The sequence below is a fragment of the Rhodococcus sp. BP-160 genome (assembly GCF_019836205.1).
Lineage (GTDB): Bacteria > Actinomycetota > Actinomycetes > Mycobacteriales > Mycobacteriaceae > Rhodococcoides.
The window spans coordinates 316,811-337,844 of record NZ_JABUEK010000001.1 but is presented as its reverse complement, the minus strand read 5'-3'; the positions used below and the strand labels follow the sequence as shown (position 1 = coordinate 337,844).

General features: G+C 70.2%; 11 protein-coding genes and 1 riboswitch. Of the genes, 4 read left to right on the top strand and 7 right to left on the bottom strand.

The features are described 5' to 3' along the window. Positions 1-22 precede the first annotated feature (22 nt). Entirely contained in the window at positions 23-487 is a 465-nt protein-coding gene (locus tag HQ306_RS01495) for a tRNA (cytidine(34)-2'-O)-methyltransferase (RefSeq protein WP_222627246.1), read from the bottom strand. A gap of 54 nt (positions 488-541) precedes the next feature. On the opposite strand from HQ306_RS01495, the gene HQ306_RS01490 reads away from it, so the two are divergent. Together HQ306_RS01490 and HQ306_RS01485 are read left to right on the top strand one after the other, a co-directional pair. Continuing rightward, positions 542-1,414, top strand: a complete 873-nt coding sequence (locus tag HQ306_RS01490) for a bifunctional methylenetetrahydrofolate dehydrogenase/methenyltetrahydrofolate cyclohydrolase (RefSeq protein WP_027503763.1) — start codon at positions 542-544, stop codon at positions 1,412-1,414. A gap of 92 nt (positions 1,415-1,506) precedes the next feature. Further along, the gene (locus HQ306_RS01485; RefSeq protein WP_222628594.1) at positions 1,507-1,773 is read left to right on the top strand and encodes a DUF3017 domain-containing protein; all 267 of its coding nucleotides are present in this window, start codon (positions 1,507-1,509) and stop codon (positions 1,771-1,773) included. On the opposite strand, the gene HQ306_RS01480 is transcribed toward HQ306_RS01485, so the two are convergent. The 5 genes from HQ306_RS01480 to HQ306_RS01460 all read right to left on the bottom strand — a co-directional run bounded on the left by HQ306_RS01480 (position 1,770) and on the right by HQ306_RS01460 (position 16,793). Further along, complete coding sequence (locus HQ306_RS01480; RefSeq protein ID WP_056447645.1) at positions 1,770-2,609, bottom strand: ABC transporter permease; 840 nt, start codon at positions 2,607-2,609, stop codon at positions 1,770-1,772. The genes HQ306_RS01485 and HQ306_RS01480 overlap by 4 nt on opposite strands. Continuing rightward, positions 2,606-3,610, bottom strand: a complete 1,005-nt coding sequence (locus HQ306_RS01475) for an ATP-binding cassette domain-containing protein (RefSeq protein WP_222629419.1) — start codon at positions 3,608-3,610, stop codon at positions 2,606-2,608. The genes HQ306_RS01480 and HQ306_RS01475 overlap by 4 nt, the downstream gene beginning before the upstream one ends. Then, positions 3,607-14,112 carry a non-ribosomal peptide synthetase gene (locus HQ306_RS01470; RefSeq protein ID WP_222627244.1) on the bottom strand — a complete coding sequence of 3,502 codons (10,506 nt, stop codon included), beginning with the start codon at positions 14,110-14,112 and terminating at the stop codon, positions 3,607-3,609. Before HQ306_RS01470 ends, HQ306_RS01475 begins: the two co-directional genes overlap by 4 nt. Positions 14,113-14,289: 177 nt before the next feature. Continuing rightward, the gene (locus HQ306_RS01465) at positions 14,290-15,381 is read right to left on the bottom strand and encodes a homoserine O-acetyltransferase (protein WP_222627242.1); all 1,092 of its coding nucleotides are present in this window, start codon (positions 15,379-15,381) and stop codon (positions 14,290-14,292) included. 56 nt (positions 15,382-15,437) lie between these two features. Then, positions 15,438-16,793 (bottom strand): bifunctional o-acetylhomoserine/o-acetylserine sulfhydrylase, encoded by a 1,356-nt coding sequence (locus HQ306_RS01460; protein WP_081821014.1) that lies wholly within the window; start codon positions 16,791-16,793, stop codon positions 15,438-15,440. 214 nt (positions 16,794-17,007) lie between these two features. Next, a riboswitch (SAM riboswitch) is annotated at positions 17,008-17,126 on the bottom strand. 296 nt (positions 17,127-17,422) lie between these two features. Between HQ306_RS01460 and HQ306_RS01455 the strand changes: the two genes are divergently transcribed. Both HQ306_RS01455 and HQ306_RS01450 read left to right on the top strand, forming a co-directional pair. Further along, a complete protein-coding gene (locus tag HQ306_RS01455) occupies positions 17,423-18,574 on the top strand; it encodes an MFS transporter (protein ID WP_204870314.1) in 1,152 nt (383 codons plus the stop codon). A 94-nt stretch (positions 18,575-18,668) separates the two neighbouring features. Continuing rightward, the gene (locus tag HQ306_RS01450) at positions 18,669-19,421 is read left to right on the top strand and encodes an exodeoxyribonuclease III (RefSeq protein WP_261769760.1); all 753 of its coding nucleotides are present in this window, start codon (positions 18,669-18,671) and stop codon (positions 19,419-19,421) included. 9 nt (positions 19,422-19,430) lie between these two features. On the opposite strand, the gene araA is transcribed toward HQ306_RS01450, so the two are convergent. Continuing rightward, complete coding sequence (gene araA, locus HQ306_RS01445) at positions 19,431-20,975, bottom strand: L-arabinose isomerase (protein ID WP_222627240.1); 1,545 nt, start codon at positions 20,973-20,975, stop codon at positions 19,431-19,433. Between the last annotated feature and the right edge of the window lie 59 nt (positions 20,976-21,034).

The following is a 21,034-nucleotide window of genomic DNA, read 5'->3' as shown; positions in this document are numbered from 1 at the left end:
TCCTGTGGTCTGTCCAGGAGGGTCAGACGCTGCCCTCGAAGTCGCACTGACGCCAGGCCTCGTAGACGACGACAGATGCGGCGTTGGTGATGTTCATCGACCGGCGCCCGGCGAGCATCGGGATGCGTAGGCGGTCGGTCACGTGCTCGTCGGCCAGTACCTCCGGTGCGAGGCCGGTGGGCTCGGGCCCGAACAGCAGCACGTCGCCGGGCCGGTAGGACACCGACGCGTAGGACGTGGTGGCATGGGCGGTGAAGGCGAAGACCCGCTCGGGCGCGAGGGTGTCCCACGCCGCCTCGAGGTTCGGGTGCACCGTGACCGACGCCAGGTCGTGGTAGTCGAGACCGGCGCGCCGCAGCTTGGGCTCGGACAGGTCGAAGCCGAGCGGTTCGATCAGGTGCAGCTCACACCCCGTACCGGCGACGAGGCGGATGGCGTTTCCCGTGTTCTGCGGGATACGCGGTTCGTGGAACATCAGACGGAACACCTGATCAGACTGCCACGTCCCACCCGCCTGCCCGAGCGTGGGAAACTGTGCGGTGTGACCGCAACGCGACTGGACGGCAAACTCACCCGCGACGAGATCTTCGTCGACCTCACCGCGCGGGTCACCGCACTGCGCGAGCGTGGGATCACCCCCGGCTTGGGGACGGTGCTGGTCGGTGACGATCCGGGCTCCGCTGCCTACGTGCGCGGCAAGCACAACGACTGCGCGAAGGTGGGCATCGCCTCCATCCGGCGCGACCTCCCGGCGGACGTGTCCAGCGACGAGCTCGACGCCGTCATCGACGGGCTGAACGCCGACCCGGCCTGCACCGGCTACATCGTGCAGCTCCCGCTGCCGAAGCACCTGGACGAGAACCGCGCTCTCGAACGCGTGAACCCCGAGAAGGACGCCGACGGCCTGCATCCCGTCAACCTCGGCCGACTGGTCCTGGGCGAGGACTCCACCCTCCCGTGCACTCCCCGCGGCATCGTGCACCTGCTGCGTCGCTACGACGTCCCCATCGCCGGTGCCCATGTGGTTGTCGTCGGACGCGGCGTGACCGTCGGCCGGCCTCTCGGGCTCATCCTCACGCGCCGCTCCGAGAACGCCACCGTGACGCTGTGCCACACCGGTACCCGTGACCTGGCCACCGAGGTGCGGCGCGCGGACATCGTCGTCGCCGGTGCCGGCGTCGTCGGACTGATCACCCCGGACATGGTCAAGCCCGGTGCCGCGGTCATCGACGTCGGCGTCTCACGCACCGACGACGGGCTGAAGGGCGACGTGGCCGACGGTGTCGACGAGGTCGCCGGCTTCCTGTCCCCGAATCCCGGCGGCGTCGGACCCCTCACGCGCGCCTTCCTGCTGAGCAACGTCGTCGAGCGCGCGGAGCGCATGCTGGCCGCATCGGAGTCGGTCTCGTCATGAGCGGGAAGGCCGGAGGCCGGTCGGTGACGGGCGGGAAGGCCGGAGGCCGGCCGTTCGTGAGAAAGCCGACGCGGCGGAGGCCGGCGCGGGACATGTTCCGGCGCAGCATTCCGGTGGTCGCCGTCGTGCTGGTGATCGTCGTCGCCGTGGTCCTGGTGCTCGCCGACCGGTGGCGCCGCGGTGCGTTCGTGTTCGGTGTCGCGACCCTGATCGCCGCCGCGTGCCGGTTGTGCCTCGGAAGTGAGCGTGTCGGGATCCTGGCCGTGCGGTCGCGCGCCTTCGACACCTTCTCCCTGGCTGCTGTGGGCAGCGCGGTGGTGTGGCTCGCCGTCTCGATCGATCCGCTCGGGACGGACTAGCCCTCGCGTGAGCGGGTCACCCGCAATGTCAACGGGACGAAGATCGCGAGGATCAGCAGCGAGACGATCACCGAGTACAGCATCGGGTGTGTCGACGCCCAGTTGATCGGTTCGCGGATCGCGACGGACGGTGCGGTGGGATTGCCGAACGACTCGCGCGTCGACCGGGCCACCGAGGTGATCGGATTCCACTGTGCGACAGCGCGGAGCGGACCCGGCAGCGTCGAGGACGGCACGAACGCGGACGAGATGAACGTGATCGGGAACAGAATGATCATGAGCGCGCTCTGGGCACTCTCGGCAGTGCTGGCGACGGATCCGACCACGGCGCCGATCCACGACATGGCGAAGCCGAAGAACATCAGCAGCAGTACGGCGCCCAGCGCGTCGAGAGCGCTCCCGCGGATACGCCACCCGACGGCGTAGCCCGCGCCGATCATCACGGCGATGCTCACCACCGACACGAGCATGTCGGAGAGAGTGCGCCCCAGCACGATGGACAGACGCGACATCGGCAGCGAGTGGAACCGGTCGACGATGCCCTCCTTGCTGTCGGTCGCGAGCCCGATGGCGGTGAACGCGGCGCTGAACACGACGGTCTGCGTGAAGATGCCGCCCATGAGGAACTCGCGGTAGGTGGCACCGCCCAGTGCTCCGCCGAAGACGTAGCTGAAGAGCAGGACGAACATGAGGGGCTGAATCGTCGCTCCGAGCAACAACTGTGGGACCCGCAGGATGGTCAGCAGGTTGCGCTGGGTCATGGTCACGCAGTCGACGAGGAAGCTCGAGGCGTTCTGCTCCCGGACTCCGCGGGGACCGACCAGTTCGGCGGTCATGCGGTGGCCGTCGCGAGGGCGGCGGCGGGGGACGCGCTACCGGTCGACTGGAAGAAGACGTCGTTGAGATCGGGCACGTTCACCCGCGCGTCGCCGACACGGATACCGGTGCCGTGCAGGCGACTCAGCACGTCGACCATGGATTCGCTGCCCCACGGCGCATCCACCGTGAACCACCCGGCAGACGCAGAGGCGCGGTGCACGCGGAAGTTCATCCGCGGGAGCAGATCCGCTGCCAGGCGCAGGTCACGAGGGTCGGCGAGGCGCACCTCGACGGACGGCGGACGGACGCGCGACTTCAGATCGGACGGGGTGCCCCTGGCCACGACGACACCGCCGTCGACGACGACGATCGCGTCGGCCAGTCGGTCGGCCTCCTCGAGATACTGGGTGGTGAGCAGCACTGCCGTTCCGTCCGCCTTGAGGTCGGTGACGATGTCCCACATGTCGTTCCGACTGCGGGGGTCGAGACCGGTGGTGGGTTCGTCGAGCACGATGAGGGGTGGCCGCGCCACCAGCGCGCCCGCCAGATCGAGACGACGGCGCATACCGCCGGAGAATGTGGAGACCGAGCGGGTTCCCGTGTCGTCGAGGCGGAACCGGGTGAGGAGCTCGCGCGCCCGCGCGCGTGCGTCTCTGCTGCTGAGCCCGTAGAGCCGCCCGAGCATACGGAGGTTCTCGTAGCCGGTGAGCCGACCGTCGACGGCGGCGTACTGGCCGGACAGCCCGATGAGTCCACGCACGGTGCGCGGGTCCTTCACGGCGTCCACGCCCGCGACGTGGACGGAACCCGACGTGGGCCGGATCAGCGTCGCGACGATCCGCACCGTGGTGGTCTTGCCGGCGCCGTTGGGGCCGAGTACCGCGGTGACCTGTCCCGTAGCGGCCGTGAGGTCGACGCCGTCGAGGGCCCGGTGCGTGTTACGTCGTCCCGTGTAGTCCTTGACCAACGATTGGACGTCGACGGCGAGAGTCGCTCCTCCGGAGAGTCCGGCGGTCACCGGGCACCGGCGAGCAGCGCCGGACGCACACCGCCGAGGCGACGTGCGACGGCGGCCAGCGCGTCCGGCGTGCCCATCGCGTTGTGCGGGACGTCGACGGGGTAGTCGGTGATCGACCCGGCGATGTAGCGCCGCCATGCCCACGGCGTGAGGGTGGGATCGGAATCGACGGTTGCGGAGAAGAACTGGAGATCGCCCGAGAACCGGGCCGGGGTGTGGTCGTGGCCGAGGTCGACGAACAGCTGGTAGCGCTCGTACAGCCGTCGCATCTGCCCCTCGTCGAGATGGGCGGTCGGTCCCCCCGCGCCGCGGATCATGGCGATGGCCTCGTCGAGATCGATGTCGTCGTCGACGGTCACATCGAGAGGAAGAAACTCACGCATCAGCGACGCCACGGACATCTCGGTGCGCGGGCGGTCGCTGCCGGCGAGGGGATACGCGTCCATGACGAACAGTTCGACCTCGTCGCCGAGCTTTTCGATCTCCACGGCCATCGCGTGGGCGATGAGACCGCCGAGTGACCACCCGAGGAGTCGATAGGGGCCGGTGGGGAACTGGGCGCGCACGGTGTTGACGTAGTCGCGCGCGATCTCCGCGACCGACGCGGGCTCGGGTGCGGGGATGCCGATGCCGCGGGCCTGCAGACCCAGCACCGGGATCGACGGATCGAGGTGTGGCAGCAGTCCGGTGTAGCTCCAGGAGAGCCCGATCGCCGGATGCACGCAGATGAGGGGAGTCACACCGTCGTCGCCGGCACGCAACGGCAGCACCGCGTCGGTGCTGGTGCGGCGGACCGGCGGCTTCGGGGTGCGAGCGGACGGCTCGGCGACGGGCGGGGGTGCCGCGTGTGATCCGGTCCTCGTGGCGGTTCCGTTGGCTGCGGACCCGTTCGTGCCCGAGCCGTTCGTGGAGGAACCGTTCGCGTGGCTGCCGCCGTCGCCTCGGGTGCCGTGATTGTCGTCGAGCATGATCAGCTCCTGTAAGCGAGCGGACAACGCAGCCGGGGTGGCTGCGTCGAAGAACCAGGTGACGTCGATGGAATCGGGGTCGACGTCGGTAGCGATGTCGGCACGGAGGCGCTCACGTAGGACGTCCATGACCCGCACCGCGGCGAGGGAGTTCCCGCCGAGAGCGAAGAAGTCGTCGTCCGGGCCGACGGCGTCCACCCCGAGCACGTCGGCGAAGACGCTCCGGACGGTGTCGAGCAACGACCGGGCGGGCGCGATCGCCGTGGCGGTGGTCGCCCGGGCAGGTGCGGCACTCAGATGATCCGGAGCCAACGGTTCGAGCCGGCCCAGGGGGATGAGCAGTGCGCGTCGGTCGACCTTGCCGTGCGGGGTGCGCGGCAACGACGAATGCACGGTGACCGTCGCGGGGACGAGGGCACGGGGGAGCTTCTCGGCGGCGAAGCTCCGCAGGGCGGCGGAGTCGACGGTGCCGTGCACCGTGACGTGTGCCGCGAGCGCCGCGCCGACGGAGTTCTCCTCGACGACGACGGCCACCGACGTCACGGCCGGATGTGCGGCCAGCACGGCCTCCACCTCGGCGGGTTCGATGCGGACACCGCGGATCTTCCTCTGGGTGTCCGATCGGCCCGTCATCTCGACCATGCCGTCGGATGCGACCCGCACCAGGTCGCCGGTGCGGTACGTCCGGCCGCCCGGGCGGCCGGACGGGTCGGCCACGAATCGTGCCGCCGTGAGCCCCGGGCGTCCCGGATAGCCCTGTGCCACTCCGGGTCCGGAGACGTACAGCTCACCCACGTCGCCGTCGGCGACCTCGGCAAGTGTCGTGTCGAGCACGCGCAGGGCGGTCCCGGGCACGGCGAGTCCGATGTGGGGTGCGCGGCCGGCGCGCTGGACGCCCGTCGTCGCCGCCACCGTGGTCTCGCTGGGGCCGTAGGCGTTGACCATGCGGCGACCCGGGGCCCACGCCTCGAGCAGAGCCGCGGGAAGCGCCTCGCCGCCGGTGCCCACCGACCGCACGCCGGACACGGTGTGAGGATCCAGGGTCGCCAGCGCGGCAGGCGTCAGGAACAGCACGTCCACGCGCTCACGCTCGATCAGGGCCTCGAGCGCCCTGCCGGCGTAGGCGGCGGGCGGCGCGACCACGGACGTCGATCCGCGGATCACCATCAGCAACATCTCGAGGATCGCCGCGTCGAACCCCGGTGACGCCGCGTGCAGGACGCGAGACGTCCGGTCGGTGTCGAACGCGGTTCCGAGGGCGACGGCGAGGCTCTCGATGCCGCGATGGGTGACGCCGACGGGTTTCGGGCGCCCGGTCGTTCCCGAGGTGTAGACGAGGTAGGCGACGTCGTCGAGGCTGCGCCGGACCGCGGCCGGCAGGGCCGCGTCGGGCGTGGAGGGGTGATCGGGCGTTCCGTCGGTGTCGAGGGTCCACCACCTGACGGCGTCCGGCGCGACCACGGGATCCGAGTCTGCTCGCAATGCCAGGACGGGTTCCGCGTCGTCGAGGATGTAGCTCAGACGTTCCTCGGGATATGTCGGATCGAGAGGGAGGATCGTCGCGCCGGTCCTCGCGACGGCCCAGAACGCCGTCACCGAGGACGCGGACCGGCTCATCGCGAGCGCCACGGTGCGTCCGGGCCCGGCGCCGGCCGCGCGGAGGCGGTCGGCGAGAGCGTCTGCAGCGGTGAGGAGTTCACCGTAGGTGCGGGTGCCCTCGGGAGCGACGACGGCCACGCGCTCCGGGGAGTCGCGCGCGACACGCTCGACGAGTACGTCCAGGAACTCCGTCTCGGACGGGAGGCGGGACGGGCCCGTGAGGCTCGCGATCGACAGTGCGGGATCGGACGTGGCGCGGTCCAAGGTGTCCACCACGGCGTCGGCCAGGTGACGAGCGGTGCTGGGCAGGAACAGGTCTCGGGCATAGGTGACCGACACGTCGGCACCACCGTCCGTCCGGGCGCGGACGGTCACGACGAGATCGAAGGCGGATCGCTCCACGGGCAGGCGGAGCGCGGAGACTGTGCGCCCGCCGAGATCGAGGTGCAGCGGCGGTGCGGCGTGGACCGAGAGCATGATCTGGACGATCGGGTGGCGTGCCGGATGACGTTCGGGCTGCAGTGTCGACACCAGCGTCTCGAACGGAACCGCGGCATGGTCGAGCGCCGCGAGATCGCGGTCCCGCACCAGCTCGACGATCTCGTCGAAGGTGGATGCCAACGACACCGGCACCCGGAGCGCGAGGGTGTTCACCGCCATGCCGACCATCGACTCGGCTCCGGCGCGGTCCGCGTAGGGGGTGCCGACGACGACGTCCGCCGTTCCGAGCAGCGGGTCGATCCCGGGGGTGTGCGCGGCCAGCACGGCGGCCAGTGCTGCGTGCACCACCATGAACTCGGTACCGCGGTGATCGGCCGCACAGGCGAGCACGCGTTCGCGGACCTGCGGACTCAGGACCGCGTCGACGACGTCGGCGCGGCCGGTGGGCCGGTCGGGGCGCGGGCTGTCCGGCGGTACCGAGTGCACGGGGGGAGCGCCGTCCAGGGCGGAGCGCCAGAAGTCGACGGCGCGGGTGTGGTCGGCGCTGCCCACCGAGAGTGTGAGTGCCAGCGCGTGATCGATGTACTGCACCGGCTCCGTCGGCCACACCGGTGCGACTCCCGTGCGGCGAGCCTCGTAGGCCAGCAGCAGGTCGGTGGTGAGCGGCGCCACCGATTCGCCGTCGGCGGCGATGTGATGGACCGCGACGCCGACGACGTGGCTGTGCTCCGACAGGCGCACCACGACGGCACGGACGGGAGCCTCGGTCGCGAGATCGAACCGTCGCCGGGCGACCTCGTCGAGTGCCGCCTGCACCTCGGGCGCCGACGGATCGAGGTCGGAGTCGGAAGGTGTGACCAGCTCGACGGAGACGGGAGCGGCGTCGAGGACCACCTGCACCGGCTCGCCCGCGACCGTGGGATACACGGTGCGCAGCGATTCGTGCCGCGCGACCACGTCGTTCACGGCCGCACCGACGGCGTCGACGTCGAGCGGACCCTCCACGAGCAGTCCGGCCACGATCGTGTACGCCGTGGCGGTGCTCGCCACCTTCGACGAGAACCACATCGACAGCTGCGCCGGCGTCAGCGGGACGGGATCGGGTCGCTCCGCGGGTGTCACCGCGGCGGCCGATGGGAGGGTGCCCGGATCTGTTGTCACGTCGGCGAACTCGGGCAGTTCGGCGAGCTCGGCGACCGTCGGTCGATCGAAGATGGTGCGCACGGCGACGGGCACACCGGTGACCTCGGTGATGCGCGCGGCGTAGCGCGTCGCGGTCAGCGACGTTCCGCCGAGCGCGAAGAAGTCCGCTGTGACACCGACCCGCTCGACACCCAGGACCTGCGCGAGTACACCCGCGAGGGCTGCCTCCGCGGCGGTTCCGGGAGCGCGGTCGTCCTCGTCGACGAGGACGGACGGCATCGGCAACGCCGCACGGTCGAGCTTGCCCACCGGTGTCAGCGGAAACGCGTCCACGACGACGATCGCGGTGGGCACCATGTGACGCGGCAGCCGAGTGCGGGCGAGGCGGAGCAGATCGTTCGATCGCAGGGCGGCCGGCTCGTCGACGACGGGATGGACGAAGGAGACGAGCAGGGTCTCGCCGGTCGGTCCGGGCGTCGTCAGCGTGACGGCTCCACCGACACCCGGTGCCGACGCGAGCACGGCGTCGATCTCGCCGAGCTCGATCCGCAGACCACGGATCTTGACCTGGAAATCGCTGCGACCGGTGATGCGGACGACCGGTTCGGTGCTGTCGGGATCGGCCGCGAAGGTCCACCGGGCCAGGTCGCCGGTGCGGTAGGTCCGGCTTCCCGGCGGGCCGAACGGGTCAGCGACGAAGCGTGTCGCCGTGAGGCCCGGCCGGTCGAGGTAACCCCGTGCGAGTTGTACTCCGGCGAGGTGCAGTTCGCCCTCGACTCCGGGCAGCACCGGTTGCAGCGAGGCATCGAGCACGGTTGCCCGCATCCCGGCGACGGGGCGCCCGAGTGCGACGTCGTCACCCTCGTGCAGCGTCCTGGCGTGGGTGCAGATCGCGGTCTCGGTGGGCCCGTAGATGTTGATGACGGTGCGTCCGGGCGCGACCGCATCGAGCAGTTCCGAGCCGAAGTTCTCGCCGCCGACGCCGAGTGCGGACAGTAGCACCGGGTCGCCGGGGACGAGGTCGTCGGCGGAGAGCGTCGACAGGACGGAGGGGGTGAGAAAGCAGTGCGTCACGTCGTGGCGGCGCAGCAGCGTCGCCAGTTCCGTACCGCCCACGACTCCGGGGGGCACCACCACCAGCGCGCCTCCGGATCCGAAGGCGAGGCCCAGTTCCAGCATCGAGGCGTCGAAACTGGGAGAGGCGAAGGCGAGCACGCGGGCGTCGGTGTCCGCCCCGTAGGCGCGCACCAGTTCGCTGGTGATGTTCGCGTATCCCTGACGTGTGACCTGGACGCCCTTGGGGCGTCCGGTCGTTCCCGACGTGTAGGTGACGTACGCCGTGCAGCCGAGCGGAACCACCCAGCCACCGTCGTCGGGACACGTCGGGACGTTCTCCTCGGCGAACAGTGAGTCGGTCGTGGACCACAGGAAGCCGTCGCTCGGGACGTCCGAGGGATCGGAGCACACGGCGTGCAGCGTCTTGCTGTCCCGCACCATGAACGAGCGCCTGTTCGCCGGGTAGTCGGGATCGACCGGCACGATGGCACCGCCGGCGCGTGAGACGGCGAGGATCGCGGCCACCGACTCGGTCGAGCGTCGCAGCAGGCCGATCACACGCGTGTCGGCGGAGACGCCGTTGTCCACGAGGCATGCGGCGCCGCGGGCGACGAGTGCCTCGAGCTCTGCGTAGGTGGTCCGCCGGTCGCCTTCGACCACGGCCACCGCGTCCGGAGAGACCGCGGCGTGATGCGCCACGAGAGCGTCGAGCGCGGAGGTCGAGTCCGTCGACCGAGCTCGCGCTCGTTCCCGCATCGGTACCGTCGCCGCGCGCTCGGGAGGCAGCAGGACGTCGATGTCGGCGACGAGCGCGTCGGGGTCGGCGGCGATCGCGTCGAGCACGGCCAGCAGTCGATCGAGGACTGCCCGCGCGGTGCGCTCGTCGAACAGGTCGGTGGCATAGGTGAGATCGATGCTCGACCGCGGGCCGGCATGCCCGGGTGACTCGTCGAGCACCAGTTCCAGGTCGTACTTCGCCCGCGCGACGTCGATCCCGTGGGCGGTCACCCGTGCATCGCCCACCGCGCCCGACGTGTCCGGCGTGCTGCGGGTGGTGAGCATGACGTCGAACAGCGGGTGGCGGCCCGGAGTGCGCGGTGGGTCGAGGAGATCGACGAGGGTGTCGAAGGGCATGTCCGCTCGGGCCAACGCGTCCAGGTCGGCCGCCCGCACGGCGTCGAGATGGTCGGCGACGGTCGCCGCGCCGTCGACCACGGTGCGCAGCACCACGGAATTGACGAACATGCCGACGACCCCGTCGAGGTCCGGGTGATCGCGTCCGGCGACGGCGGTGCCGATGGTGACGTCGTCGCCTGCTCCGGACCGACTCAGCACCAGGACCAGTGCGGCGTGCACGATCATGAAATGGGACAGGCCGACTCGGCGGGCGAGGGCATCGACGTGCACTCCACGATCGCCGTCGAGGACGACGGACACCGTCGCGCCCTGTCCGGACGGTTCCGCGCGACGCGGGCGATCGGCACCGGGAGTGGGGACGTCGGGGAGATCCGCGAGCGCGTCGGCCCACCAGGCCGCGGACGTCGCGAGAGCCGACTCCGGATCGTCCGCGGACCCGAGTGCCAGCCGCTTCCATTCCGAGGCGTCGGCGTACTGCACGGGCAGCGGGGACCACGCCGGGGTGCGACCCTCGAGCCGCGCGGAGTACGCGACGACGAGGTCCGTGGCCAGCACGCCGAGCGACCACCCGTCGACACACACGTGGTGGAGGACGAGAGCCAGGACGTGATCGGCCGCCGGTCCGGACGTGCCGGCGACGCGGACGATCCGGGCGCGCAGGGGCAGGTCGACGGCGAGATCGAAGGGGCGGGACGCGACGTCCGTCAGCGCCGGGAGGACGGCGTCCGTGTCCGGCGCGTCGAGCACGTCGACATCGAACAGAGCTGTGGCCGTGTCGATGTCGAGGACACGCTGCACGGGTCCGTCGACGGCGTCGTCGCGGTCGAAGAGTGTGCGCAGGCTCTCGTGACGATCGAGGACGTCGAGAAGCGCGGCTCGCGCCGCCTCGACCGAGAACGTACCGGTGACGCGGAGAGCGAGCGGCACGTGATAGGTCGCCGACGGCCGGTACTGCTCGATCCACCACATGCTGCGCTGGGACGGCGAGGCGGGGATCGGCACGGAACGGTCGACGGGCACGGGCCCGTCCTGATCGCCGGTGGACGGGGTGCCGTCGTCCAGGTGCAGTGCGAGCGCTTCGACCACGGGATGCCGGAACACCTCGCGAACCCCGAGGGCATGGCCCCCCACCGCGGAGATCCGGGCGGCGACCCTCGTCGCGAGCAGGGAGTTGCCGCCCAGTTCGAAGAAGTCGTCGGTGGCGGCCACGTCGTCGAGGCCGAGGACGTCGGCGAGGACGCTGGCCACCAGGAGTTCGTTCTCCGATTCCGGAGCGCGCGCGGGACGGCTCTCACGGGCACGCGGTTCGGGGAGGCGTCGCCTGTCGATCTTGCCGTTCGGCGTCAACGGCATCTCGTCCAGGATCGTGAGCCGGTTCGGCACCATGTAGTGGGGGAGCAGAAGAGCGAGATCGTCGAGCAGCGTGTCGGCGACGGCGCCCGCGTGCGTCATGCGCACGTAGCCCTCGACGGTGCGGAGGGTGCCGTCACCGCGGACCACCACGGCGGCGTCCGCGACGTCGGGCAGCGCGCGCAGCGCCTCCTCGATCTCGCCGAGCTCGATCCGGAATCCGCGCACCTTCACCTGGCTGTCCCGGCGCCCGAGGTAGACCAGGGTGCCGCGGGAGGTCCACTTCACCAGATCGCCTGTGCGGTAGAGCCTGTCGGAGTGTCCGAACGGATCGGCGACGAAACGTTCGGACGTGAGGGCGGTACGGCCGAGGTACCCGCGAGCGATGCCGGTACCGCCGAGGTAGAGCTCACCCACACAGCCGGGCGGTGTCAGTGCGAGCGAGCTGTCGAGGACGAAGGCGCGGATACCCGGGAAGGGCGACCCCAGCTCCACCTCGTGTTCGGCGACCAGGGGACCGAACGTCACCGCCACCGTGCTCTCGGTCGGCCCGTACACGTTGACCATCCGGCGTCCGGGCGCCCACTCGTCCACCAGCGCGACCGGGACGACGTCCCCGCCGACTCCGATGGCACGCGGACCCGCGCCCGGCGCCACGGGAACTGTGGCGAGGGCCGAGGGAGTGATGAACCCGGCGTCGATGCGCTGGGCGTCGAGCACCTCGGCCAGCTCCTCGCCCCCGTGCACGTCGGTCGGCACGACGACCAGCGTCCCGCCGGACCCGAAGGCCAGCACCATCTCGAGGACGGAGGCGTCGAATCCCGGTGACACGAAGTGCATCACCCGCGCGCCGCGCGGCAGACGATGCGCCGAGACAGCTGCGTACGTCATCGCGGCGAAGCCCCGGTGCGTCACCGCGACGCCCTTCGGCGTCCCCGTGCTGCCGGAGGTGTAGATCACGTAGGCGAGGTCGTCCGGTCCGGGGCGCCGTGCTCCCACGAGGCCCTCGGCGGTGAGCGGTGCTCTGTCCTCGTCGATGAGGACCCATTCTACCTGCGCGGGAAGCGAATTCACCAGTGCGCTCGTCGTGATGCCGACCAGTGCGCCGCTGTCGCCGATGATGGTGGTGATCCGGTCGGCAGGCAGGGCGGGGTCGACCGGCACGTACGCGCCGCCCGCTTTCGCGATGGACCAGGCCGAGGTGACGGACGCGTGGGAGCGGGGGAGCGCGGACACGACCATGACGTCGGGACCGACACCCAGATCCAGTAACTCGCGGGCCAGGGCGTCCGAGCGGCGGTCGAGCTCGGGATAGGAGAGTACGATGTCGCCGTCGACGACGGCGGGCACCTTCTCGCCCAGCACCAGCCCGTGCGTGAGGATGTCGGCGAACGTGGCGAACGGCGGCACCAGCGGATCGAGTGCCGGCAGGACGGCGGCGCGGTCCTCGTCGGTCACGAGGGACAGCGCGCGCAGCGGTGTGTCGACGTCGGCCTCGGCGAAGTCGACGAGGAAGCGGGCGAACCGTTCGCTGTGGACGACCAGTTCGTCGGCCGTGTACAGGGCGGGGTTGCCCTCGAGGTCCACCCGCAGGCGACCCGTGGTGGTGCTCTCGTGCACCGTCACGGCCATGTCCGCGGTCGGTCCGGAGGTCAGTAGTTCGAGATCGGCCGGGATGTCGCCCAGCACCACACGTTCGCCGAACATCATGAGGTTGATGGTGGGACCGAGGGTGACGCCGGGGGCACCGAGCAGGTGGGCGATCTCCGAGGCGGGAAGCAGCTGGTGACGGAGTGATTCGCTGACGCGGTTCCCGACCTCGCGGACCACCGAGCCGATGTCGACGCCGCCGCCGCAGTGCGCGGGCACGGGTACCGCGTTGGCGGCCATGGACGCCGATTCGCGCATCCACGACGTCACGCGGGCGGCCATCGGCATCGTCAGGACGACGTCGGGTGTGTCGGTGACACGCGCGAGGAACGCGGCGAACGCGGCGGCGACGACGACCGCGACGGTGGATCCGTGACGCTCCGCCGCGTCGTGAACCGTCCGGTCCGCCGAGGTACCGAGCAGCGTGTCGCAGCGGTGGTTGAACGCGGACGGCGGCGCGACCCGCCCGGACATCGAGACCGGCTCGCCGAGGACGTCGCGCAGACCGGCCCAGTGGGCTCGATCGCGCTCGTACCGCGACGACGCCCGGTAGCGCGCCTCGGCCTCGGCGAAGGCTCGGGGATGCCGTGCTCGCGACGGCGGTGGATCCTCGCCGCGTACCAGCGCGGTGTAGATCTCGGCGGTGCGAGCGGCGGCGACCGAGGCTCCGTAGCCGTCGATGGCCACGTGATGGCCGCGGGCGTACCAGTAGTGGTGGTCCTCGGCCAGGGTGATGACGGCGGTGTAGCCCAGCGCGTCCCGATACATGTCGAGGGGACGGGTGAACTCCGTCATGATCTCGGCCGCCGCCTCCTCGGGAAACTCGTCGTCGCTGACGTCGATGCGATCGAGGTCGATGTCGAGGAGCGAGAGGTCGAGCCGCTGGCGGAGCGAGTCGGAGTCGACGCGCTCGTCCTGCGCGTCACTCGTGACGAGTCGGGTGAGCATCGAGCCGGTGTCGAGAGTGGCGAGGCGCATGGCCTGCTCGAGAAGGTCGACGTCGAGCGGGCCGCGGATGTCCATGTAGTGCGCGACGGCGAAGGTGACCTCGGGGTCGAGTTCCTGCAGCAACCACATGTCCCGCTGCGCGCGGGTGAGATCGAAGACCTCCGTGTAGTCGTCCGCTCCCGCGCCCGAGCCCGGGTGATCGTCCGACATGCTGTTCCCCCGGCTCGCTCGCATCCCCACGGTGGGCCCTTCGGTCACCGCAGCGTCGAGCGCTGCGGTGCAGACCACACGATGTCGAACACTAACAAACCAGAAACTTGATTTCCCTCGTCCTCGAGGACTTCAGGTTTCTTTGTGAGAGTTGCCAAGCTCAAGGGAGCGTGAGGGTCAGTCCTTCGCCGCGAGTGCGTCGGAGGCCAACGCCATGGTGGCCACGAGCATCGTGGACACCGCGTCGGGCTCGGTGAGGAAGCCGTCGTGGCCGTCGCGCGAGGAGATGATGCGCAACCCGTCGCACCCGGGGATCAGATCGGCGATCTCCTGCTGCTGCCGCAGGGGGTACAGCCGGTCGGAGTCGACGCCGCCCACGATGGTGGGCGTGCGGACCGACCCCAGGGCCGCCTCGAGCCCGCCTCGCCCGCGGCCCACGTCGTGCCGGTTCATGGCCTCCGACAGCAGCACGTAGGTCCCGGCGTCGAAGCGGTCGACGAGCTTGGTCGCCTGATGCTCGAGGTAGCTCGCGATCGCGTAGCGCCCGCCGTTCAGCGGGTCCTCGCCGATCTGGGGCTCGTTGCCGAACCGGGCGTCGAGTTCGTGCTCGGTGCGGTAGGTGAGGTGCGCGATGCGCCGAGCGACGGCGAGTCCGGCACGCGGAGCGCGACCGGAGGCGTGATAGTCACCGCCCTGCCAGTCGGGGTCGGCGGTGATGGCGGCGATCTGCGTGGTCTGGGTGCCGATCTGGTCCGCGGACGCGCGCGCACCGACGGCGAGCACCAGTGCCGAGGCGACACGGTCCGGGTAGGAGACCAGCCACTCGAGAGTGCGCATACCGCCCATGGAGCCGCCGACGACCGCCGCGAAGCGGTCGATGCCGAGGGCGTCGGCGACCATGCGCTCCGCCGCCACCTGGTCGCGGATGGAGATGGCCGGGAATCGGGATCCCCACGCGACACCGTCCGGATCGAGCGACGCGGGACCCGTGGTACCTCGGCACCCGCCGAGCACGTTCGTCGCCACCACGCACCAGCGATCGGTGTCGAGGGGTGCGCCGGGACCCACCATGCCGGTCCACCACCCGGGCGACGGGTGATCCGGTCCGGCCGGTCCGGTGACGTGCGAGTCCCCGGTGAGCGCGTGCTGGACGAGAACGACGTTGTCCCGCGCGGGCGAGACCTCGCCCCACCGCTGCACGGCGACCGTCGCGTCGGGAACCACGCGTCCGCTCTCGAGGGGAACGTCGCCGATGTGCACGGTGCCCACCTGCCCGTCCGCCGGCGGAAATGCCGACGGACGGGCAGGCGAGTGGAGATCGAGTGTCAAGATGCGGCCCGGAAACCCTTCTCCAGATCGGCCAGGATGTCGTCGATTCCCTCGATACCGACTGCGAGTCGCACCAGGCCCGGAGTGACTCCGGAGGCCAGCTGCTCCTCGGGCGTCAACTGCGAGTGCGTCGTCGACGCGGGATGGATCACCAGTGAACGCACGTCTCCGATATTAGCGACATGGCTGTGCAGCTCCAGCGCATCCACGAAACGCTTGCCCGCGTCGACACCGCCCGCGAGTTCGAACGCCACGATGGCACCCGCTCCGCGCGGGGCGAGTTCCTGTCCGCGCTCGTACCACGGGGAGGAGGGCAACCCGGCGTAGTTCACGCTGGTCACCTCCTCGCGCTGCTCGAGGAACTGTGCGACCGCCGTCGCGTTCTGCACGTGTCGCTCGAGGCGCAGGGACAGTGTCTCGATGCCCTGGCCGATGAGGAACGCGTTGAACGGGGAGACCGCCGCGCCGATGTCGCGCAGCAGTTGCACGCGGGCCTTGAGTGCGAAGGCCGGAGCGCCGAGATCGGCGAACACCACACCGTGGTAGCTGGGATCGGGTGTGGTGAAGTTGGTGAAGCGACCCTGTGTCCAGTCGAAGCCACCGCCGTCGACGATGACGCCGGCGATCGCGGTGCCGTGGCCGCCGAGGTACTTGGTGGCCGAGTGCACCACGATGTCCGCGCCGTGCTTCAGCGGCTGGATCAGATACGGCGTCGCCACGGTGTTGTCGACGATCAACGGGATGCCGTGGCGGTGCGCCACGTCGGACACTCCGCGGATGTCGAAGATGTCGTTCTTCGGGTTGGAGATGGTCTCGCCGTAGAACGCCTTCGTCTCGGGGCGGACGGCCTTCTCCCACTGGTCGAGGTCGTCCGGATCGTCGACGAACGACACGGTGATGCCCAGCTTGGGCAGCGTGTAGTGGAAGAGGTTGTACGTGCCGCCGTACAGACGGGGGCTGGAGACGACGTGGTCGCCGGTCTCGGCGATGTTGAGGATCGCCAGCGTCTCGGCGGCCTGGCCGGACGAGACGAGCAGTGCGGCGACGCCGCCCTCGAGCGACGCGATGCGCTGCTCGACGACGTCCTGCGTCGGGTTCATGATGCGGGTGTAGATGTTGCCCGGCTCGGCGAGCCCGAACAGCGCGGCGGCGTGGTCGGTGTTGTCGAACGTGTACGAGGTCGTCTGGTAGATCGGCAGGGCGCGCGCGTGGGTGGTGACGTCGGGAACCTGTCCGACGTGCACCTGCCGCGTCTCGAAGCTCCAGTTCAGTGCCGGATCCTCGACGGGTGCTCCGGCTGCATCGACGACGTCGCCCTCGGTGGCACCGGTGTCGGATGTGTGATCGGTCATGGGTGTGGTGCTCCTCGTGGGGGTGGTGCTCGAGTGGGATCCACGTCGGCAGCCGCCACGCCCGCAGCACGAGAGGCACCTCACCGTGTGCAGAGCGCAGTAGGCGAGCCGATCTTCGTGGAGAGAAGGGTCGGGGCCTATCGCCGGCTACAACACCGTCGGTGGGAGAACATGGGTACCTCCGAGATCGTCGGTCGGTGGGCCCGAGGAGACGGGCCCGCGCTTGCTCTCGGCCCGTGCGGGCCGAGTAACCCGGTCATCACCCGGGGCACCCCACCGCGGTTGGAGGGTTGCCGGCCAGCAAGCCGGGGCTCGATGCTGGCACTCATGACCTTGGCGGAAATGGTAGCGGGTCGGGTGTCGACGGCACGAGGGTGGCCGAACTCACGATAGTTCGATTGGCGAATGATCTTGCCGGCAGTCAGAATGGTCAGGTGATCGGGCGCCTCTCGGGGCGCCCGTCGTCGTTGACCACCCGAGCGCTTCTGAATCGATCATGAACGATCGACGAGGGGCGCAGACCCGAAAGTGAGCTCGTGACACCCCCCTCCGTCGCGTTCGACGTCCTTCCCGCTGCTGCCGCGGACCCCGCGGCGGATCGGTTGCGGGTGCGCCGCCGACGCGTCGCGATGCTGGCGCTCGCTCTCGGCGGTTTCGGCATCGGCACCACGGAGTTCGTCTCGATGGGCCTGCTCCCGGAGATGGCGACCACGATGGGGGTCTCCGAGCCCAGCGCCGGTCACCTCATCTCCGCCTACGCCGTCGGCGTCGTGGTGGGTGCGCCCGTCATCGCCGCGCTCGCGGCGCGAGTGCCGCGGCGAACGTTGCTGCTCGCCCTCATGGTGGCGTTCACGCTGGGCAACCTCGGCACGGTGTTCGCGCCCAGCTTCCACGAGCTGATGGCCTCCCGCTTCGTCGCCGGTCTGCCGCACGGCGCGTACTTCGGTGTGGCAGCGCTGGTGGCCGCCCACCTCGCCGATCCCGGTGCGCGCGCCAAGTCGGTGGCCATGGTCATGATGGGGCTGTCCGTCGCCAACGTCGTCGGTGTGCCGGCGGCCACGTGGATCGGCCAGGCGTTCGGCTGGCGCAGCGCGTTCGGCATCGTCGCCGTCATCGGTGCACTCACCGTCACCGCCCTCGCGGTGTGGCTGCCGCGACTGGACTCGATGCCCACCACGAACCCGCGGACCGAACTGGGCGCCTTCCGGCGCACGCAGGTCTGGATGACACTCTTCGTCGGCATGGTGGGCTTCGGCGGCATGTTCGCCGTGTACACCTACATCGCCACGACGCTGACGGACGTGGCCGGGCTCTCCAAGGCCGCGGTGCCCCTGGCGCTGATGATCTACGGCCTCGGCATGGTGGTCGGCAACATGGCCGGCGGATGGATCGCGGACCGCATGCTGATCCCCGGGCTCTTCCTGGCGATGACGTCCGTCGCGGTGAGCCTCGCGGTGTTCGTCGCCGCAGCGCACAACCCCGTGACCGCCCTGATCGTCGTGTTCCTCATCGCCGCATCGGGATCCGCCATCGTGCCCGGACTGCAGACGCGACTGATGGACGTGGCCGCCGATGCGCAGACCCTCGCCGCCTCGCTCAACCACGCGGCGTTCAACTTCGCGAACGCGCTGGGGGCCGCCCTCGGCGGCGCCGTCATCGCCGCGGGCTTCGGCTACACGGCGCCGGCCGTGGTGGGTGCCGGTCTCGCGATCGCCGGCATCGCCGTTCTGGCCACGTCGGTGGCGATGCAGCGTCGCACCGACGCTCGTCTCGCCGCCTGACGGTCCTGTCCGCCCTGTCGGATACGGTGCTGCGGTGTCTCACACCATCACGTCGGTCAACGTCAACGGAGTGCGCGCCGCGGTGCGCAAGGGCATGCTCGAGTGGCTCGAGCAGTCCGCGGCGGACATCGTCTGCCTGCAGGAGACGCGGGCGACGGACGAGGAGCTGCTCGCATGCCTCGCTCCCGCGCTGGGCGAGGGCTGGCATCTCGTGTCCGCCGAGCCGTCCGCGAAGGGCCGCAACGGTGTCGCCATCCTGTCGCGGGTTCCTGCGGACAGTGCCGTCGTCGGGTTCGGGAGCGCCGAGTTCGACGACGCGGGGCGCTGGATCGAGGCCTACTTCCCGGCCGTCGGAGCAGATCCGGCCGTCACCGTCGCCAGTCTCTACCTGCCGTCCGGTGAGGTGGGCACCGAGAAGCAGGACTCCAAGGAACGGTTCATGGCCGCGTTCGAGCACCGTCTCGCGGCGCTCGCGTCCTCGGGCGAGCATCACGTGGTCTGCGGCGACTGGAACATCGCGCACACCGAACGGGATCTGAAGAACTGGAAGGGCAACCGCACCAAGTCCGGCTTCCTGGCGAGCGAGCGCGCCTGGCTCGACGCTCTCGTCGGTGAGTCGGGAGCGTGGGTCGACGTGATGCGAGCGCTCCACCCGGACGTCGACGGGCCCTACAGCTGGTGGTCGTACCGCGGCAAGGCCTTCGACAACGACGCCGGGTGGCGCATCGACTACCAGATGGCCACCCGGGACTTCGCGGACCGCGCGAAGGACGCCGTGGTCGAGCGGGCCGACACCTATGACCAGCGGTGGTCCGACCACGCACCGGTCACCGTCGTCTACCGCTGACCGGTCGGCTCACAACGCGGCGGCCAGTCGGTGGTACGCCGCGTTCCAGCGCAACGTGCGCTGGAAGTCTCGTGTGGTGGTGCCCTCCTCGATCGTGAGCAGCTCCACCGCGATCATGTCCGAGAACGCTTCCAGTACCGGCAGATCGAGCGCGGTGCTCAGCACCGTGTGATGCGGTGCGCCGGCTGTGAGCCACGACTCCGCGGACACCGACAGCGAGGGCTGCGGTTTCCACACGGCGCAGGCCACCGGCAGGGAGGGCAGCGCCTCGTCCGGCTCGACGACCTCGATGACGTTGGCGGTGAGGCGGAACCGTTCGCCGACGTCGGAGATGCCCACGACGATGCCGGCGCCGGGATCCGCCGTGAAGCGCAGTCGTACGGGATCCTCGCGCCCGCCGATCGACAACGGATGGATCTCGAGAGTCGGGGTCGCCGTGGTGATGGACGGGCACACCTCGAGCATGTGTGCCCCCAGGATCTTTTCCTCGCCGGGCACGAGGTGGTACGTGTAGTCCTCCATGAACGACGTGCCGCCGGGCTGCCCGATGGCCATGGTCTTCATGGCGCGCAACAACATCGAGGTCTTCCAGTCGCCCTCGCCGCCGAAGCCCCACCCGTCGGCCATCAGCCTCTGGACCGCGAGTCCGGGGAGCTGACGCAGGCCGCCGAGGTCCTCGAAGTTCGTGGTGAAGGCGCCGAATCCGCCCTCGGTCAGGAACTGTCGCATGCCCGCCTCGACCCGTGCGCCGTAGCGCAGCGACTCGTGTCGATCGCCGCCCGGCCGCAACGCGGACGCGACGTCGTAGGTCTCGACGTACTCGTCGACCAGGGCGGACACCGCGGCCTCGTTCACCGCGGAGACGACCTCGACGAGATCGTTGACACCGTAGGTGTTCACCGAGACGCCGAACCGCAGCTGAGCCTCCACCTTGTCGCCCTCGGTGACGGCCACGTCGCGCATGTTGTCGCCGAAGCGCGCCAGCCGGAGCGACCGCATGTCGGCGCGACCGCGCGCCGCACACGTCCACTGTTCGACGCGCCGGACCACGGCGGGATCGTCGACGTGTCCGGCGACGGTGGTCCGCAGCACACCGACGCGGGACTGGATGTGACCGAACTCCCGGTCGCCGTGCGCGGCCTGGTTGAGGTTCATGAACTCCATGTCGATGGTCGACCACGGCAGCGACATCCCGGCCTGCGTGTGCAGATGCAGGAGGGGCACGTCGAGGGCGTCGAGGCCGGCGATCCACATCTTGGCGGGGGAGAAAGTGTGCATCCAGGTGATCACCCCGATGCAGTCGTCGGTCGTGTTGGCCTCGCGCATCCGGTTCAGGATGGACGACGCGTCGAGGAGCACCGGCTTCCAGACCACCGTCACACCCAGTGCATCGTCGAGTTTCTCGGCGATCGTGCGGGACTGCACCGCCACCTGCTCGAGAGTCTCGGGACCGTACAGACTCTGGCTGCCCGTGAGGAACCAGACCTCGGGTCGGGCGACACCGGACGGTGCGGGCGAGGGGGACGGGGCGGACCTGGTTTCGACGATTGACATGGGAACCTCCTGGTCACCGCAGAGGCGGTGGAACGAGTGCGGGTGAAGACGGGTGCGGA

Excerpts from the sequence above, each read along its gene's own strand:
- HQ306_RS01485 (WP_222628594.1), top strand. The coding sequence starts at position 1,507 with ATGTTCCGGCGCAGCATTCCGGTGGTCGCCGTCGTGCTGGTGATCGTC.
- HQ306_RS01460 (WP_081821014.1), bottom strand. The coding sequence starts at position 16,793 with ATGACCGATCACACATCCGACACCGGTGCCACCGAGGGCGACGTCGTC.
- HQ306_RS01455 (WP_204870314.1), top strand. The coding sequence starts at position 17,423 with ATGCTGGCGCTCGCTCTCGGCGGTTTCGGCATCGGCACCACGGAGTTC.
- araA (WP_222627240.1), bottom strand. The coding sequence starts at position 20,975 with ATGTCAATCGTCGAAACCAGGTCCGCCCCGTCCCCCTCGCCCGCACCG.
- HQ306_RS01470 (WP_222627244.1), bottom strand. The coding sequence starts at position 14,112 with ATGTCGGACGATCACCCGGGCTCGGGCGCGGGAGCGGACGACTACACG.
- HQ306_RS01450 (WP_261769760.1), top strand. The coding sequence starts at position 18,669 with ATGCTCGAGTGGCTCGAGCAGTCCGCGGCGGACATCGTCTGCCTGCAG.
- HQ306_RS01480 (WP_056447645.1), bottom strand. The coding sequence starts at position 2,609 with ATGACCGCCGAACTGGTCGGTCCCCGCGGAGTCCGGGAGCAGAACGCC.